The organism is Pseudomonas sp. TSO6 (assembly GCF_056098905.1).
The window spans coordinates 1-15,138 of record NZ_JBLZWV010000074.1 but is presented as its reverse complement, the minus strand read 5'-3'; the positions used below and the strand labels follow the sequence as shown (position 1 = coordinate 15,138).

Here is a 15,138-nt window from a genome sequence, read left to right as displayed (position 1 = left end):
TTACCCCACTTTCACCATGTGCGGGGCAGCGCGCTCGCTGCCCTGGTGGTCCAGGTCACGGCTGACCAGCAGCAGTACCTGGGCGGAGGCGTCGGACACCTGGGCCTTGTAGCCTGCGATAGAGCGGGCGAAGACGTTGTAGATGACTACAGCCGGGATTGCAGCGACCAGGCCCAGGGCGGTGGCCAGCAGGGCTTCGGCGATACCTGGGGCAACTACGGCCAGGTTGGTGGTCTGGGTCTTGGCGATGCCGATGAAGCTGTTCATGATGCCCCATACGGTACCGAACAGACCGACGAACGGCGCGGTGGAACCGATGGTGGCGAGTACGCCGGTGCCGCTGCTCATGGTGCGACCGCTGGCATGCACCAGGCGCTCCAGGCGGAAGCTGACGCGCTCCTTGATGCCTTCTTTTTCGCGGGCATTGGCCGACAGGCGCATCTCCTCGAGGGCGTCGTGGACCAAGGTGTGGGACAGGGTGCCTTCCTTGTTGGAGAGGTCACTGGCTTCTTTCAGGGTGGTGGACTTCTTCAGCTGGGCGATTTCACCACGCAGACGACGCTTGGCGCCCATCAGCTCGAAGCCTTTGGCGATCCAGATGGTCCAGGTGATGATGGAGGCGATGGCCAGGCCGATCATGACGATCTTCACCACGATGTCGGCGTTCTTGTACATGCCCCATGGGGACAGGTCGTGGGCCATGCCCAGCGAGGTGTCTTCTACCAAGGCTTGAGCGTTCGAGTCTGCCGGGGGCGTTGCATCGGCCGGGGTGGCAGCAGTGGCGTTGGCAGCAGGCGACTGCGCGTCGGCAGCCGGGGCTGCAGCAGGTGCGGCCGGGGCAGTGGCAGCAGCAGGCGCGGCGGCGCTGGCGGTTGGCTCATCGGCCATGGCCACCGGGGCCAGCACCAGGCTGAGTGTCAGCGCGGCGATGGCGCGCCAGGCGCGCGACGGGGTTGGCGAAGCGGAAGGTTGAATACGTGTCATGCTGGCCGGACCTGATGAAGAAATAAAGTGAGCGTTCTCCAAGGCCTCGAGGTAGGCCGAGAACAAATTGGCGGCCATTATTGCAAGTAATTCTTGTTAACAAAAGTAATCTTGTTGCTTTTTTCGCCTATGGTCTAGCCGCCCATCGTGTAGCGTGGCCGGGCTGATCAATTGGTCTAGGGAGTTCAGAGATGTCAGACCTTTCCGTGATGGTGGTGGGTTGTGGTGATGTAGGTGGGCGTCTGGCCCTGCAAATGCTGGGCAAAGGCTGGCAGGTAAGCGGCCTGCGCCGCGCTGTCGGGCAGCTGCCTGCGGGCGTTCAACCGGTTGCCGCGGACCTGGCCGAACCGTCGATCCCGCAAGCCTGGCCACAGGGTCCGCTGGATTACCTGGTGTACTGCGTGGCGGCCAGCCAGCACGACGAGGCCGGTTACCAGGCGGCCTATGTGGATGGCTTGCGCCATGTGCTGGCCTGGCTGGCCGAGCGAGGCCAGCGCCCCCGTCGCCTGCTGTTCGTCTCCAGCAGCAGTGTGTATGCGCAGAAGGACGGCGAGTGGATCGAGGAAGGCGCGGCCACCGAGCCTGAAGGTTATTCCGGGCGGGTGATGCTGGAGGCTGAGCGGCTGGCGCTGGCCAGTGGTATCCCGGCGAGCGTTGTGCGCCTGACGGGCATCTACGGCCCAGGCCGCGAGTGGCTGCTGAGCCAGGTGCGCCAGGGTTACCGCGTCGCCGAGGAGCCGCCGCTGTATGGCAACCGTATTCATGCCGAGGATGCTGCCAGCCTGTTGGCGCACCTGCTGCAGGCCGATGCCGATGGCAAGGTGCTGGACGACTACTACATTGGCGTTGATGACGACCCGGCGCCGCTGGCTGACGTGGTGGCCTGGCTGCGGGCATACATGGGGGTTACCGAGTGGTCCGATGAACAACGGGTGCGGCGTACCGGCAGCAAGCGCTGCAGCAACGCCCGGGCCCGGGCGCTGGGCTGGGCGCCGGTGTACCCAAGCTACAAGGAAGGGTACGCAGCCATCCTGAAAGGAGGGCGTTGAATTTACCGGCCTCTTCGCGGGTAAACCCGCGAAGAGTCCAGTGCATTCAGTGCAAACGCAGCAGGACTCAGCTGCGCTCCAGCACCCACTGGCGCTTGCCCGCCGCCAGCTCCGGCATTTCATCCGGTTGCGCACGGTTCACTGCCTGGAAAATCTCCAGCTTGTCGCCATCACGCTTGATGATGAACGGTGCACCACGCTGGTTACGCTCCAGCCACAGGCTGTCATTGCTGCCGCCCATGGTCGCGCAGTCGCCTGCCAGGCACAGTGCGAAACGGTCTGGCCCCGGCAGGCCGGTGACGTTGCCGGTGTCGCTGAAGCGCACGCTGGCACCTTTGCCCTCGCCTTCGACCACCTTCCAGTTGCCGCCCAGGTAGGCCTGGTACAGCGCTTTCTCGAAGCTGCTGCCCAGCGGCGCATTGGCAGTCGCCGGCGCCTTGGCACGGACAAAGGTTTGCTTGGCGCCACGCTGGTCGACGGCTTGCAGTTCGTCACCGTCGAGCGACAGCTGCTCGGTCTGGCCGCCCTCGAAGCTGGCCTGCCATTGCTTTTCGTTGCTGCTCAGCTGGCCGTCAGCGGCCTCGAAGCCATTGCTGTAGCTGGCCTGCTGGCTGGCAACGTCGAGCTTCCATTCGAACACCGGGCCGTGTTCATTCAGCGCTTGGCGCAGGCTGCCGCCTTTTACCGCAGCAGTGATGGCCTCCTGGTTGATCCAGGTGCCGTTGAAGTCTTCGGGTTTGTGGCTGGCGCAGCCGCCCAGTATCAGGGCTGCCAGCGCGAGGGGCAGTGCTTGACGCATGACGGGGTAACCTTGCAAAGGAGGGGTGACGGGCAGGGCGCCCGTCACCGGGGGCATCATTCGATGACCAGGATGGCGTCCATTTCGACCTGGGCGCCTTTCGGCAGCGCGGCAACGCCAATGGCGGCGCGGGCCGGGTAGGGCTGTTCGAAGTAGCGGCCCATTACCTCGTTGACCTTGGCGAAGTGGCTCAGGTCGGTGAGGAAGATGTTCAGCTTGACGATGTCCTTGAACGAACCGCCAGCGGCCTCGGCCACGGACTTGAGGTTCTCGAACACCTGCACGGTCTGGGCTTCGAAGCCTTCGACCAGTTCCATGGTCTTGGGGTCCAGCGGGATCTGGCCCGACATGTACACCGTGTTGCCGGCCTTGATCGCCTGCGAGTAGGTGCCGATGGCGGCTGGGGCCTTGTCGCTATTGATGACGGTCTTGCTCATGATGACTCCTTGCGGTTGGCGGACTACGTACGCATGCGGGTGATGCGGACCACACCGGTCAAGGTACGCAGCTTCTTGATCACACGCGCCAGGTGCACACGGTCGTGCACGCTGACCACCAGTTGGACCACGCTGATACGGCCGTCGCGTTCGTCCATGCTGATCTTCTCGATGTTGCCGTCGGCCGCGTTGACGCTGCTGGCCAGCAGGGCAATAAGGCCGCGCTGGTGCTCCAGTTCGACACGCAGTTCGACATTGAACTCACCGGTGATGTCCTTGGCCCAGGAAAGCTGTACGCACTTCTCCGGGTTATGGCGGATTTCACTGATGTTGCGGCAATTCTCCAGGTGCACGACCATGCCCTTGCCGGCCGACAGGTGGCCGACGATCGGGTCGCCAGGGATTGGCGTGCAGCACTTGGCATAGCTCAGCACCAGGCCTTCGGTGCCCCGGATCGCCAGCGGGCCTTCTGGTGCAGGCAACTGTTCGCCTTCGGCCGACAGCAGGCGGCGTGCGACCACGTAGGCCATGCGGTTGCCCAGGCCGATGTCTTCGAGCAGGTCTTCGATCAGTTCCAGGCGGTACTCGGCGAGAATCGCCTGGATGCGCTCCTGGGGGATTTTCTCCAGGCTGCTGTCGAAGCCGGTGAGCACCTTGTTCAGCAGGCGTTCGCCCAGGCTGATGGACTCGGAGCGACGTTGCTGCTTGAGTGCGTGGCGGATGTGCGTGCGCGCCTTGCCGGTCACCACGAAGTTGAGCCAGGCCGGGTTCGGCCGTGCGCCCGGTGCGCTGACGATTTCCACCGTCGAGCCGCTTTGCAGCGGTTCGGACAGCGGCGCCAGGCGTCGGTTGATGCGGCAGGCGATGCAGCTGTTGCCGACGTCGGTGTGCACCGCGTAGGCGAAGTCCACCGCCGTGGAGCCTTTGGGCAACTCCATGATGCGGCCTTTGGGCGTGAACACGTAGACCTCGTCCGGGAACAGGTCGATCTTCACGCTCTCGATGAATTCCAGTGAGTTGCCGGCACGTTGCTGCAACTCGAGGATACCCTTCACCCACTGCCGCGCGCGGGCGTGGCTGCCCTTGGGCTGCTCGTCGTCGTTGGACTTGTACAGCCAGTGCGCGGCGATGCCGTTGTTGGCCATCTCTTCCATTTCGCGGGTGCGGATCTGGATTTCGATGGGCACGCCGTGCATGCCGAACAGCGTTGTGTGCAACGACTGGTAGCCGTTGGCCTTGGGGATCGCGATGTAATCCTTGAAGCGACCGGGCAGCGGCTTGTACAGGTTGTGCACGGCGCCAAGCACGCGGTAGCAGGTGTCGACCTTGTCGACGATGATGCGGAAGGCATACACGTCCATGATCTCGTTGAAGGCACGGCGCTTGCCGCGCATCTTCTTGTAGATGCCATAGAGGTGTTTCTGCCGGCCGCTGACCTCGCCCTCGATGCCGTCGGCAGCCAGGCAGTTGGCCAGCGAGTGCTCGATCTTGGCGACGATCTCTTTGCGGTTGCCGCGTGCGCTTTTCACCGCCCGGTGGATCAGCGACGAGCGCATCGGGTGCATGGCCTTGAAGCCGAGGTCCTCGAACTCCACGCGCACGGTGTGCATGCCCAGGCGGTTGGCGATGGGGGCGTAGATTTCCAGGGTTTCCTTGGCGATGCGCCGACGTTTTTCGCCGGACAGCACTTCCAGGGTGCGCATGTTGTGCAGGCGGTCGGCCAGCTTGACCAGGATCACGCGAATGTCGCGGGCCATGGCCATGGCCATCTTCTGGAAGTTTTCGGCCTGCGCCTCGGCCTTGGTTTCGAAGTTCATCTGGGTCAGCTTGCTGACCCCATCGACCAGTTCGGCCACCGTCTCGCCAAACTGCTGGCTGAGGGCTTCCTTGGCGATACCGGTGTCTTCGATCACATCGTGCAGCATAGCCGCCATCAGGCTTTGATGGTCCATGTGCATGTCGGCGAGGATGCTGGCCACGGCCAGCGGGTGGGTCACGTAGGGCTCGCCGCTGCGGCGGCGCTGCCCATCGTGGGCCTGTTCGGCGTAGAAATAGGCGCGCCGAACCAGGTTGACCTGTTCGGGGCCAAGGTAGGTCGACAGCCGTTCGGCCAAGGCTTCTATACCCGGCATGGGTTCACCTCCTGCGGAGGACGAGGGCCTTGCGCCGTGCGACGTCGACCTGGCATCAATCAGACAGCCTCGTTGTTCTCGTCCTCGAAGGCGGCGAAGACCGGATCCTCGGTGACGATCTCTTCAGCGGCGATGAACTCGTTGGTGACGATGCCTTCGGCGATTTCACGCAGGGCAACAACGGTCGGTTTGTCGTTTTCCCACGCAACGCGTGGCTCTTTGCCGCCGGTCGCCAGCTGGCGAGCGCGCTTGGTCGAGAGCATGACCAGCTCGAAGCGGTTATCCACGTGTTCCAGGCAGTCTTCAACAGTTACGCGGGCCATGGTCTTCCTCAGTAGCAAATGCGGTGGGCGTGCAGCCCAGTAATGGGCAGGCGGACTCGATAGTATAAAAATTCACCAGCCAATAGGGAAGCGCTGTTTTGCCGGGCGGTCACCTTGAAGCACTGTGTTTGCTTCTTCGCGGGCCAACCTGCCCCCACAGGCACCGCCTACCCTGTGGGAGCGGGTTTCCCGCGAAAGGGCCGAACCAGACAGCCGCAATACTTGAGCCGACGATAACCTCAGAGCATCGCGCCACGCAACCGCGGCGTCAGCTCTTCGAAAAGGGTCTGCACCGAGCGCAGCGCCCGGCAGTCCGGCCGGGTCAGCAGCCACAGCTGGGTGTCGCAACCCGGCAGCGGTCCGCTCAGCGCATCCACGCCGGGCAGGGCGTGCACCATGTAGTCCGGCAGCGCCGCCACGCCCAGACCGGCAGTTACCAGCTGGGCGATGGTCGACATGCCGCTGCACTGATAGCGCGGGCTCAACCCAGGGTGCTGCTGGTTGCGCCAGACCACCGTGGGGTGGTCCTGCATCGAGTCGTCTGGGGCGATCCATGGCACGCTGACGGCCGATTCTGCCAGGCGCTCGCGCCACTGCGGCTTGCCGCAGACCACATAGGAGGTGGACCCCAGGTTGCGACCCACCAGGTGTTCCGGCGGTGTATTGGTCAGGCGCAGGGCAATGTCGGCATCGCGCCGGCTGAGGTTGGCGAAGGTGTTCGAGGTGCCCATCTCAAGCGACAAGGCCGGGTAGTTGGGCATGAACTCGGCCAGCGCCGGCAGCAGCAGGCTATGCATCACCGCCTCGGTGCAGGTCACCCGCACCGTGCCGCTTACAACCTGCTCGCCACTGGTCATGGCAATGCGCGCCGCCTCCAGCGCCTGTTCCGCGCGCTCGGCCTGCTCGGCCAGGGCCTGGGCGGTGTCGGTCGGCAGGTAGCCCTTGCGGCTCTTGACGAACAAGGCGGTGCCCAGCGCCGACTCCAGCCGGCGGATCGAGCGGAATACCGTCGAAACGTCGACTTTGAGGAGCTCGGCGGCTTTGGCCAGCGAGCGGCCGCGCTCCAGTGCCAGGACCAGGGAGAGGTCGGCGTGGGTGATCTGATATTGCATTGGTGCACGCTCTGCTTGCCGAATTGCCAATGTCTGTTGCGTCGGGGCCATTTTATAGTGAAACGGCCCCCCGGAATCAATGCGTCCGGTCGGGTAACCAATCCCCACGATGGGAAAGTGAAAAAAACAACAGCTGCAACCATCGTCGCCCGTGAGGCGCCAGCCGTATCCCCACATCGCCGCAGCACATCAAAGGATGTACACCATGACGTCGGTAACCCCGTGCGCCAGTTCTTCCAGCGAGATGAATGACTTCCTCCAGGCCCATCCGGAAACGCAGTACGTCGACCTGCTGATCTCCGACATGAATGGCGTGGTACGTGGCAAGCGCATCGAGCGGGCCAGCCTGCACAAGGTGTACGAGAAAGGCATCAACCTGCCGGCTTCGCTGTTCGCCCTGGACATCAATGGCTCCACGGTAGAGAGCACCGGCCTTGGCCTGGACATTGGCGATGCCGACCGCATCTGCTTCCCTATCTCCGGCACGCTGTCGGATGAGCCGTGGCAGAAACGCCCCACCGCGCAGCTGCTGATGACCATGCACGAGATCGAAGGCGCGCCGTTTTTCGCCGACCCGCGTGAAGTGCTGCGTCAGGTGGTGAGCAAGTTCGACGACCTGGGCCTCACCATTTGCGCGGCGTTCGAGCTGGAGTTCTACCTGATCGATCAGGACAACCTCAACGGCCGCCCGCAGCCGCCGCGCTCGCCCATTTCCGGCAAGCGTCCGCAGTCGACCCAGGTGTACCTGATCGACGACCTCGACGAATATGCCGACTGCCTGCAGGACATGCTCGAAGCGGCCAAGGAGCAGGGCCTGCCTGCCGATGCCATCGTCAAGGAAAGCGCCCCGGCGCAGTTCGAGGTCAACCTGCACCACGTGGCCGACCCGCTGAAGGCCTGCGACTACGCGATCCTGCTCAAGCGGTTGATCAAGAACGTTGCCTACGACCATGAGATGGACACCACCTTCATGGCCAAGCCCTACCCGGGCCAGGCCGGCAACGGCCTGCACGTGCATATCTCGCTGTTGGACAAGAAAACCGGCAAGAACATCTTCTCGAGCGATGACCCGCTGCAAAGCGACACGCTGCGCCACGCCATTGGTGGTGTGCTGGAGACCATGCCGGCGTCGATGGCCTTCCTCTGCCCGAACATCAACTCTTACCGCCGCTTCGGCGCGCAGTTCTACGTGCCCAATGCGCCGAGCTGGGGCCTGGACAACCGCACCGTGGCCGTGCGCGTGCCTACCGACAGCAGCGAAAACGTGCGCCTGGAACACCGCGTGGCCGGCGCCGATGCCAACCCGTACCTGATGCTCGCGGCAATCCTTGCCGGCGTGCATCACGGCCTGACCAACAAGGTCGAGCCGGATGCCCCGATCGAGGGCAACTCATACGAGCAGCTGGAACAGAGCCTGCCGAACAACCTGCGTGATGCCCTGCGCGCGCTGGACGACAGCGAAGTGCTCAACCAATACATCAGCCCGGACTACATCGATATCTTCGTGGCCTGCAAGGAAAGCGAGCTGGCCGAGTTCGAAGTGTCGATTTCCGACCTTGAGTACAACTGGTACCTGCACACGGTGTAAGCCCATGAGCGCAAATGCGGTCCCCTTGATCGGTGTCAGCGCCTGCCGCCAGCAGGTGGGGAAGAACTCGTCGCACACGGTAGGCGACAAGTATGTCGAGGCGGCCGGCTTTGCCGGTTTGCCGCTGATCCTGCCGGCCCGAGACGGGGGCAGCGACACGCAGGCGCTGTTGGCCCGGCTGCACGGCATTGTTTTTACCGGCTCGCCTTCAAATATCGAACCGCATCATTACAATGGCGCCCCTAGCGTAGCCGGTACCCGGCACGATCTGGCGCGCGATCGCCTGACCCTGCCGCTGCTGCAGGCAGCGATTGCCGCCGGCGTGCCGGTGTTCTGCATCTGCCGTGGCTACCAGGAACTGAATGTGGCGCTTGGCGGCAGCCTGCACCAGCGCGTGCAGGAAATGCCCGGGTACCTTGACCACCGCGAACCTGAGGACGCACCCCTGGAGGTGCAATACGGCCCTCGTCACCCTGTCGGCATCGAGCCAGGCGGGTTGTTCGAGCGCCTGGGCCTGGCGGCGCAGTTCGAGGTCAACTCGCTGCACAGCCAGGGCATCGACCGCCTCGCCCCGGGCCTGCGTGTCGAGGCACGGGCCCCGGATGGCCTGATCGAAGCGGTATCCATGCCTGCGGCGCCGGGCTTTGTGCTTGGCGTGCAGTGGCACCCGGAGTGGCGCTTCACCGAAAACCCGGTCTCGCTGCGCCTGTTCCAGGCGTTTCGCGAGGCCTGCGTTGTCTACGCGGCACGGGAGGGCGCACGGCAGGAGACATTCTGACGTCAGCCGAAGGTCTTGGATGACTGGTTCCCGGCAGCAAGCTTTCAATGAGTGAAAGCAGGCCTTGTGCACAAGGCCTGCGAAAACAATTCCAAAATTTACGGCAAATACTCATGAGCAATTATACAGAAGCCGGCCGCCCACCCGATGTGGCGGCCGACGCGGGCAACACCCAACGCGGCAAGGGCTTGGCCAAAGGCCGCCTGGGCCTGCTGGCCAGCGTGGTGCTGGGCATTTCCACCATCGCCCCGGTCTACACCCTGACGGGCGCCCTTGGCCCGACTGTGCGCGAGGTGGGTGCCCACCTGCCCGCCGTGTTCATCGTCGGCTTCCTGCCGATGCTGCTGGTGGCCCTGGGCTACCGCGAACTGAACTCGGCAGAACCGGACAGCGGTACTTCGTTTACCTGGTCGGCGCGTGCCTTCGGCCCGATGATCGGCTGGATCGGCGGTTGGGGGCTGGTGGTCGCCACTACCATCGTGCTCTCGAACCTGGCGGGGGTGGCGGTCGATTTCTTCTACCTGTTCCTTGGCCAGATCACCGGCAAGCATGAGCTGGCAGCGTTGGCCGACAACCTGTTGATCAACATCAGCACCTGTTGCGTGTTCATCGGCCTGGCCGTGTGGATCTGCTGTCGCGGCATCGCCACCACCATGACCGTGCAGTACGGCCTGGTGGCCCTGCAGTTGCTGGTGCTGATCGGCTTTGCCTTCGCCGCCTTCGGCGGCACCACTGCGCCGCCACCGCTGGCGTTCGATTTCGCCTGGTTCAACCCGTTCGGTGTCGAGTCGTTCTCGGCCTTTGCCGCCGGGCTGTCGCTGTCGATCTTCATCTTCTGGGGCTGGGACACGTGCCTGACCGTCAGCGAAGAGTCGGTGGGCAGCGAAGAAGTGCCAGGCAAGGCCGCCACCTGGACGGTGATGTTGATCCTCGGGCTGTACCTGTTCACCGCCATCGCCACTCTACAGTTTGCCGGTATCAGCGAAACCGGGCTGGGCCTGAACAACCCACGCATCCAGGAGAACGTCTTCGCCCACCTGGCCGGCCCGGTCATGGGGCCGCTGGCAATCCTGATGTCCATCGCCGTGCTGGCCAGCACCGCGGCGTCGCTGCAGTCCACCTTCGTGGCGCCGGCGCGCACCCTGTTGGCCATGGGTTACTACGGTGCGGTACCGCAGAAGTTCGCCAGCGTCTGCCCGCGTTCGCAAACCCCGCGCTACGCCACCATTTGCGCCGGCCTGGCAGCAGGCCTGTTCTACGTGACCATGCGTACCCTGAGCGAGAACGTGCTGGCGGATACCATCACCGCGCTAGGCATGATGATCTGCTTCTACTATTCGCTGACCGCGTTCGCCTGCGTCTGGTATTTCCGCGCCAGCCTGTTCGACAGCCTGCGCCACTTCATCATGCGCGGCCTGTGCCCGCTGGTAGGTGGGGTGATCTTGTCGGTGATCTTCGCGCGTACCGCCATCGACAGCGCCTCGCCGGACTTCGGCAGTGGCTCGCATGTGGGCGGGCTGGGGCTGGTATTCGTGATTGCCGCGATCATCTCGGTGCTCGGCATCGGGCTGATGATGCTGTCGCGCATGCGGGCGCCGGCTTACTTCCTGGGGGCTACCCTGCGTCAGCAGGCTACCCTGCCTTTGCAGGAATAAATAATTGGGGCCGCTCTGCGGCCCTTCGCGGGCACGCCCGCTCCCACAGGTACAGCGCACGCCTCAGGGCGGTGACTAACCTGTGGGAGCGGGCGTGCCCGCGAAGGGCTGCAAAGCAGCCCCAATCGTTTTTCAGCCGATCAACTGCTTCAGTAGAGACCCGTGGCGCTGTTGCTGTTTCTTCAGCACCAGCCGGTTCGAGCGGAACACCGCTTTCAAATCTTCCAGCGCCGCGTCGAAATCATCATTGATGATCAGGTAGTCATACTCGTCGTAGTGCACCATCTCGCTGACCGCTTCCTTCATGCGCCCGGCGATGATCTCTTCGCTGTCCTGCCCGCGGCCGTCAAGGCGCTGACGCAGCGCTTCCTGGCTTGGCGGCAGGATGAACACCGACAACGCCTGCGGCATCAGCTTGCGCACCTGCTGGGCGCCTTGCCAGTCGATCTCCAGGATCAGGTCATAGCCTTGGTCAAGGGTCTGCTGCAGCGCACTGCGCGAGGTGCCGTAGAAGTTGCCGAACACTTCGGCATGCTCCAGGAAGTCGCCTTGCTGGATCAGCGCCTTGAACTCCTCGTGGACAACGAAGTGGTAGTTCACCCCGTGTTCCTCGCCCGGGCGCATGGCGCGAGTGGTGTGCGAGACCGAGACGCGGATTTGCTGGTCGTCCTTGGTCAGGGCTGTTACCAGGCTGGTCTTGCCGGCGCCCGAAGGGGCCGAAACGATGTAGAGGGTGCCGCTGCTGTGGTTCATGGTCGGGTTGGCCTTACTCGATGTTCTGTACTTGTTCACGCATCTGTTCGATCAATACCTTCAAGTTGACCGCCGCTTGCGTGCTGCGTGGGTCGAAGGCCTTGGAGCCCAGGGTGTTGGCTTCGCGGTTGAGTTCCTGCATCAGGAAGTCCAGGCGTCGGCCGGCGGCGCCACCACCCTTGAGCACGCGGCGCACTTCGGTGACGTGGGTGCTGAGGCGGTCGAGTTCCTCGGCCACGTCGCTCTTCTGGGCCAGCATTACCATTTCCTGCTCCAGGCGCTGCGGGTCGAGTTCGGCCTGCATGTCGCCGAAACGGTCGAGAATCTTCTGCCGCTGCGCCGCCAGCATCTGCGGCACCAGGGCGCGCAGGGTGGTGACTTCGCTGGTCATGTTGTCCAGGCGCTCGTTGATCAGCCGGGCCAGTTCCTGGCCTTCGCGCTGGCGGCCGGCTTTGAGTTCGGCCAGTGCTTCGTCGAACAGGGCCATGGCTTCGGCGTTCAGCGCCTGTGGGTCACTGGTGTCGGCCACCAGCACACCCGGCCACGACAGCACTTCCAGCGGGTTCAGCGGTGCCGGCTGCTTGATCAGGCCGGCCACTTCCTCGGCGGCTGCGACCAGCTGTGCCGCGCGCTCGCGGTCTACCTTCAGCGGCTTGCCGTTGCTGTCTTCATTGAGGCGCAGGGTGCATTCCACCTTGCCCCGCGAAAGGCCCTGGCGCAGGCCTTCACGCACGGCACCTTCGAGGTCGCGCAGGGCCTCGGGCAGGCGCAGGTGGGGTTCCAGGTAACGGTGGTTGACCGAACGCAGCTCCCAGATCAGGGTGCCTTGGCTGCCGGCGCGCTCGACACGAGCAAAAGCGGTCATGCTGTGCACCATGGGGAGTACCTCGCGTAGATGAATGAACGGTGGGAGCCTCTCGGCTGCAAGGCGCAGGATTGTAGCGCAGTGGGGCCTCGGCGCCCAATCCGCCTATGTTACAGAGGGGTGGCCATGGCAGTCGGAAAAGGCGACGGGCTGTGTCGGGCGCGACAATAGGCATGTCTTCCCCGCGCTGCGGGCTCTATAATGCTCGGCAGATTCAAAGTCCCAGTACAGGTATCCCAGATGAAACGTCCAAGTGGTCGCGCCGCCGATCAGCTCCGCTCGATCCGCATCACCCGCAACTACACCAAGCACGCCGAAGGGTCGGTACTGGTCGAGTTCGGTGACACCAAGGTCATCTGCACGGTCAGCGTGGAAAACGGTGTCCCGCGCTTCCTCAAAGGCCAGGGCCAAGGTTGGCTGACTGCCGAGTACGGCATGCTGCCGCGCTCCACCGGTGAGCGTAACCAGCGCGAAGCCAGCCGTGGCAAGCAGGGTGGCCGCACCCTCGAAATCCAGCGCCTGATCGGCCGTTCGCTGCGCGCCGCGCTGGACATGAGCAAGCTGGGTGACATCACCCTGTATGTCGACTGCGACGTGATCCAGGCCGATGGCGGCACCCGTACTGCGTCCATCACCGGTGCCATGGTCGCACTGTGCGACGCCTTGGCGGTGATCAAGAAGCGCGGCGGCCTGAAGGGCGGCAACCCGCTCAAGCACATGATTGCTGCCGTGTCGGTAGGCATGTACCAGGGCGAAGCCGTGCTCGACCTGGACTACCCGGAAGACTCCGCTGCCGAAACCGACCTGAACGTGGTGATGACCAGCGCCGGTGGCTTCATCGAAGTGCAGGGCACCGCCGAAGGTGCGCCGTTCCAGCCGGAAGACTTCAACGCCATGCTCGCCCTGGCGCAGAAGGGCATGAACGATATCTTCGAGCTGCAGCAGGCTGCTCTGGCTGACTGACTGTTCCTGTAGATACGAAAAAGCCGACATCAATGTCGGCTTTTTCGTGTTTGAACAGCAATCAGATGGTCAACGTCCAGTCATAGTCCACGATCAGCGGCGCATGCTGGGAGAAGCGCGGCTGACGCGGCAGGCGGGCGTTGCGCACGAAGCGGCGCAGGCCCGGGGTGAGGATCTGGTAGTCGAACCGGTAGCCCAGGTTGAGCATCTCGGCCTGCTCGTTGTCCGGCCACCAGCTGTACTGGTCGCCTTCACGGCTGACTTCGCGCAGGGCATCGACGTAACCCATCTCGCCGGTGATCGCATCCATCCAGGCGCGTTCCGGCGCCAGGAAGCCCGGCGACTGCTGGCTGTCACGCCAGTTCTTGATGTCGAGCTTCTGCTGCGCCACGTAGAACGAGCCGCAATAGATGTATTCGCGACGTTTGCGACGCTGTTTGTCCAGGTACTTGGCGAAGTCGTCCATCAACTTGAACTTCTGGTTCAAGTCTTCGTCGCCGTTCATGCCCGAAGGCAGCAGCAGGCTGGCAATACTGACTTTGTCGAAATCTGCTTGCAGGTAACGCCCGTAGCGGTCGGCTGTCTCGAAGCCCAGGCCGGTGATGACTGCCTTGGGCTGCATGCGCGAGTAAAGGGCCACACCACCTTGGGCAGGCACCTCCGCGTCGCAGGCATAAAGGAAATAGCCATCGAGCTGGAAAGCTGGGTCATCGAGTTCAAAGGCCGAGGCGCGGGTATCCTGAAGGCAGATGACGTCGGCATTCTGGGCTTGTAGCCAGCTGAGCAAACCACGCTCGGCCGCAGCCTGAATGCCATTTACGTTCACACTGATGATCCGCATAAATGGCCCCAAAAATCTCGTGCGTGTATGATACCCGAGCTCAACCCATTTAGCTAAATCCGTGGTGTCCGGGACTATTCATGCAGCCGTATCAGCGCGACTTTATCCGTTTTGCCATCGATCGCGGGGTACTGCGTTTCGGTGAATTCACCCTGAAATCGGGGCGTACCAGCCCGTATTTCTTCAATGCCGGCCTGTTCAACACCGGTTCTGCATTGGCCGAGCTGGGGCGGTGCTATGCCGCAGCCATTGTCGACAGCAAGATCCCGTTCGACGTGCTGTTCGGCCCGGCCTACAAGGGTATCCCTCTGGCGGCGACCACTGCCGTGGCCCTTGCCGATCAGCATCAGCTCGACGTGCCATGGTGCTTCAACCGCAAGGAAGCCAAGGACCACGGCGAAGGCGGCAGCCTGGTCGGCGCGCCGCTGGCCGGTGATGTGCTGATCATCGACGACGTGATCACCGCCGGTACCGCTATCCGCGAGGTCATGCAGATCATCAACGCCCAGCAGGCCAAGGCCGCTGGCGTGCTGATCGCGCTGAACCGCGAAGAGCGCGGCAATGGCGAACTGTCGGCGATCCAGGAAGTGGAACGCGACTTCGGTATCCCGGTGGTCAGCATCGTTTCGCTGACCCAGGTGCTGGAGTTCCTGGCCGATGACCCGCAGCTCAAGCAGCATCTGCCGGCTGTCGAGGCTTACCGGGCGCAGTACGGGATCTGATCCTGGCCGGGTAAAGAAAAAGGCGACCCTCCATGAGGGTCGCCTTTTTTGTGTCGCCTGTCCCGGCCTCATCGCCGGCAAGCCAGCTCCCACAGGTAATGCGCCAGTTTCGAGGTTGGCGCCATCCCTGTGGGAGC

Annotated in this window: 15 protein-coding genes; 6 read left to right on the top strand and 9 right to left on the bottom strand. The window is 63.5% G+C overall.

The window, feature by feature from the left end; all coding sequences use genetic code 11:
* On the bottom strand, positions 1–984 hold the full coding sequence (gene exbB, locus ACN6NG_RS29275) for a tonB-system energizer ExbB (RefSeq protein ID WP_474317447.1): 984 nt from the start codon (positions 982–984) through the stop codon (positions 1–3).
* Positions 985–1,175: 191 nt separating this feature from the next.
* On the opposite strand from exbB, the gene ACN6NG_RS29270 reads away from it, so the two are divergent.
* The gene (locus ACN6NG_RS29270; RefSeq protein WP_063422521.1) at positions 1,176–2,033 is read left to right on the top strand and encodes an NAD-dependent epimerase/dehydratase family protein; all 858 of its coding nucleotides are present in this window, start codon (positions 1,176–1,178) and stop codon (positions 2,031–2,033) included.
* Between the two features lie 67 nt (positions 2,034–2,100).
* On the opposite strand, the gene ACN6NG_RS29265 is transcribed toward ACN6NG_RS29270, so the two are convergent.
* The 5 genes from ACN6NG_RS29265 to ACN6NG_RS29245 all read right to left on the bottom strand — a co-directional run bounded on the left by ACN6NG_RS29265 (position 2,101) and on the right by ACN6NG_RS29245 (position 6,836).
* A complete protein-coding gene (locus ACN6NG_RS29265; RefSeq protein WP_474317445.1) occupies positions 2,101–2,832 on the bottom strand; it encodes a hypothetical protein in 732 nt (243 codons plus the stop codon).
* A 56-nt stretch (positions 2,833–2,888) separates the two neighbouring features.
* A complete protein-coding gene (locus tag ACN6NG_RS29260) occupies positions 2,889–3,269 on the bottom strand; it encodes a RidA family protein (RefSeq protein ID WP_043199829.1) in 381 nt (126 codons plus the stop codon).
* 23 nt (positions 3,270–3,292) lie between these two features.
* Entirely contained in the window at positions 3,293–5,401 is a 2,109-nt protein-coding gene (gene spoT / locus ACN6NG_RS29255; RefSeq protein WP_019471052.1) for a bifunctional GTP diphosphokinase/guanosine-3',5'-bis pyrophosphate 3'-pyrophosphohydrolase, read from the bottom strand.
* A 59-nt stretch (positions 5,402–5,460) separates the two neighbouring features.
* On the bottom strand, positions 5,461–5,724 hold the full coding sequence (gene rpoZ / locus ACN6NG_RS29250; RefSeq protein ID WP_003253383.1) for a DNA-directed RNA polymerase subunit omega: 264 nt from the start codon (positions 5,722–5,724) through the stop codon (positions 5,461–5,463).
* Positions 5,725–5,963: 239 nt separating this feature from the next.
* Positions 5,964–6,836, bottom strand: coding sequence for a LysR family transcriptional regulator (locus ACN6NG_RS29245; RefSeq protein ID WP_016502232.1), 873 nt, complete (start codon positions 6,834–6,836; stop codon positions 5,964–5,966).
* A 205-nt stretch (positions 6,837–7,041) separates the two neighbouring features.
* Between ACN6NG_RS29245 and ACN6NG_RS29240 the strand changes: the two genes are divergently transcribed.
* The 3 genes from ACN6NG_RS29240 (at position 7,042) to ACN6NG_RS29230 (ending at position 10,857) form a co-directional block, all read left to right on the top strand.
* Complete coding sequence (locus tag ACN6NG_RS29240) at positions 7,042–8,424, top strand: glutamine synthetase family protein (RefSeq protein WP_474317442.1); 1,383 nt, start codon at positions 7,042–7,044, stop codon at positions 8,422–8,424.
* 4 nt (positions 8,425–8,428) lie between these two features.
* Positions 8,429–9,202 carry a gamma-glutamyl-gamma-aminobutyrate hydrolase family protein gene (locus ACN6NG_RS29235; RefSeq protein ID WP_063422519.1) on the top strand — a complete coding sequence of 258 codons (774 nt, stop codon included), beginning with the start codon at positions 8,429–8,431 and terminating at the stop codon, positions 9,200–9,202.
* A gap of 113 nt (positions 9,203–9,315) precedes the next feature.
* Positions 9,316–10,857 (top strand): APC family permease, encoded by a 1,542-nt coding sequence (locus tag ACN6NG_RS29230; protein WP_019471048.1) that lies wholly within the window; start codon positions 9,316–9,318, stop codon positions 10,855–10,857.
* A 132-nt stretch (positions 10,858–10,989) separates the two neighbouring features.
* Here ACN6NG_RS29230 and gmk read toward each other — a convergent pair whose 3' ends face one another.
* Positions 10,990–11,610 carry a guanylate kinase gene (gene gmk / locus ACN6NG_RS29225; RefSeq protein WP_016502228.1) on the bottom strand — a complete coding sequence of 207 codons (621 nt, stop codon included), beginning with the start codon at positions 11,608–11,610 and terminating at the stop codon, positions 10,990–10,992.
* Positions 11,611–11,623: 13 nt separating this feature from the next.
* Positions 11,624–12,487, bottom strand: a complete 864-nt coding sequence (locus ACN6NG_RS29220; protein WP_016502227.1) for a YicC/YloC family endoribonuclease — start codon at positions 12,485–12,487, stop codon at positions 11,624–11,626.
* Between the two features lie 228 nt (positions 12,488–12,715).
* Between ACN6NG_RS29220 and rph the strand changes: the two genes are divergently transcribed.
* Entirely contained in the window at positions 12,716–13,438 is a 723-nt protein-coding gene (rph, locus tag ACN6NG_RS29215) for a ribonuclease PH (protein ID WP_016489819.1), read from the top strand.
* Between the two features lie 61 nt (positions 13,439–13,499).
* On the opposite strand, the gene ACN6NG_RS29210 is transcribed toward rph, so the two are convergent.
* Positions 13,500–14,279 (bottom strand): exodeoxyribonuclease III, encoded by a 780-nt coding sequence (locus ACN6NG_RS29210; protein ID WP_003253401.1) that lies wholly within the window; start codon positions 14,277–14,279, stop codon positions 13,500–13,502.
* Between the two features lie 80 nt (positions 14,280–14,359).
* On the opposite strand from ACN6NG_RS29210, the gene pyrE reads away from it, so the two are divergent.
* The gene (gene pyrE / locus ACN6NG_RS29205) at positions 14,360–15,001 is read left to right on the top strand and encodes an orotate phosphoribosyltransferase (RefSeq protein ID WP_003253405.1); all 642 of its coding nucleotides are present in this window, start codon (positions 14,360–14,362) and stop codon (positions 14,999–15,001) included.
* The last annotated feature ends 137 nt before the right edge of the window (positions 15,002–15,138 follow it).

Coding starts and splice junctions, on each gene's coding strand:
- rph (WP_016489819.1), top strand. CDS start 12,716: ATGAAACGTCCAAGTGGTCGCGCCGCCGATCAGCTCCGCTCGATCCGC.
- ACN6NG_RS29235 (WP_063422519.1), top strand. CDS start 8,429: ATGAGCGCAAATGCGGTCCCCTTGATCGGTGTCAGCGCCTGCCGCCAG.
- ACN6NG_RS29220 (WP_016502227.1), bottom strand. CDS start 12,487: ATGGTGCACAGCATGACCGCTTTTGCTCGTGTCGAGCGCGCCGGCAGC.
- ACN6NG_RS29210 (WP_003253401.1), bottom strand. CDS start 14,279: ATGCGGATCATCAGTGTGAACGTAAATGGCATTCAGGCTGCGGCCGAG.
- spoT (WP_019471052.1), bottom strand. CDS start 5,401: ATGCCGGGTATAGAAGCCTTGGCCGAACGGCTGTCGACCTACCTTGGC.
- ACN6NG_RS29240 (WP_474317442.1), top strand. CDS start 7,042: ATGACGTCGGTAACCCCGTGCGCCAGTTCTTCCAGCGAGATGAATGAC.
- gmk (WP_016502228.1), bottom strand. CDS start 11,610: ATGAACCACAGCAGCGGCACCCTCTACATCGTTTCGGCCCCTTCGGGC.
- exbB (WP_474317447.1), bottom strand. CDS start 984: ATGACACGTATTCAACCTTCCGCTTCGCCAACCCCGTCGCGCGCCTGG.
- rpoZ (WP_003253383.1), bottom strand. CDS start 5,724: ATGGCCCGCGTAACTGTTGAAGACTGCCTGGAACACGTGGATAACCGC.
- ACN6NG_RS29230 (WP_019471048.1), top strand. CDS start 9,316: ATGAGCAATTATACAGAAGCCGGCCGCCCACCCGATGTGGCGGCCGAC.
- ACN6NG_RS29265 (WP_474317445.1), bottom strand. CDS start 2,832: ATGCGTCAAGCACTGCCCCTCGCGCTGGCAGCCCTGATACTGGGCGGC.
- ACN6NG_RS29270 (WP_063422521.1), top strand. CDS start 1,176: ATGTCAGACCTTTCCGTGATGGTGGTGGGTTGTGGTGATGTAGGTGGG.
- ACN6NG_RS29260 (WP_043199829.1), bottom strand. CDS start 3,269: ATGAGCAAGACCGTCATCAATAGCGACAAGGCCCCAGCCGCCATCGGC.
- ACN6NG_RS29245 (WP_016502232.1), bottom strand. CDS start 6,836: ATGCAATATCAGATCACCCACGCCGACCTCTCCCTGGTCCTGGCACTG.
- pyrE (WP_003253405.1), top strand. CDS start 14,360: ATGCAGCCGTATCAGCGCGACTTTATCCGTTTTGCCATCGATCGCGGG.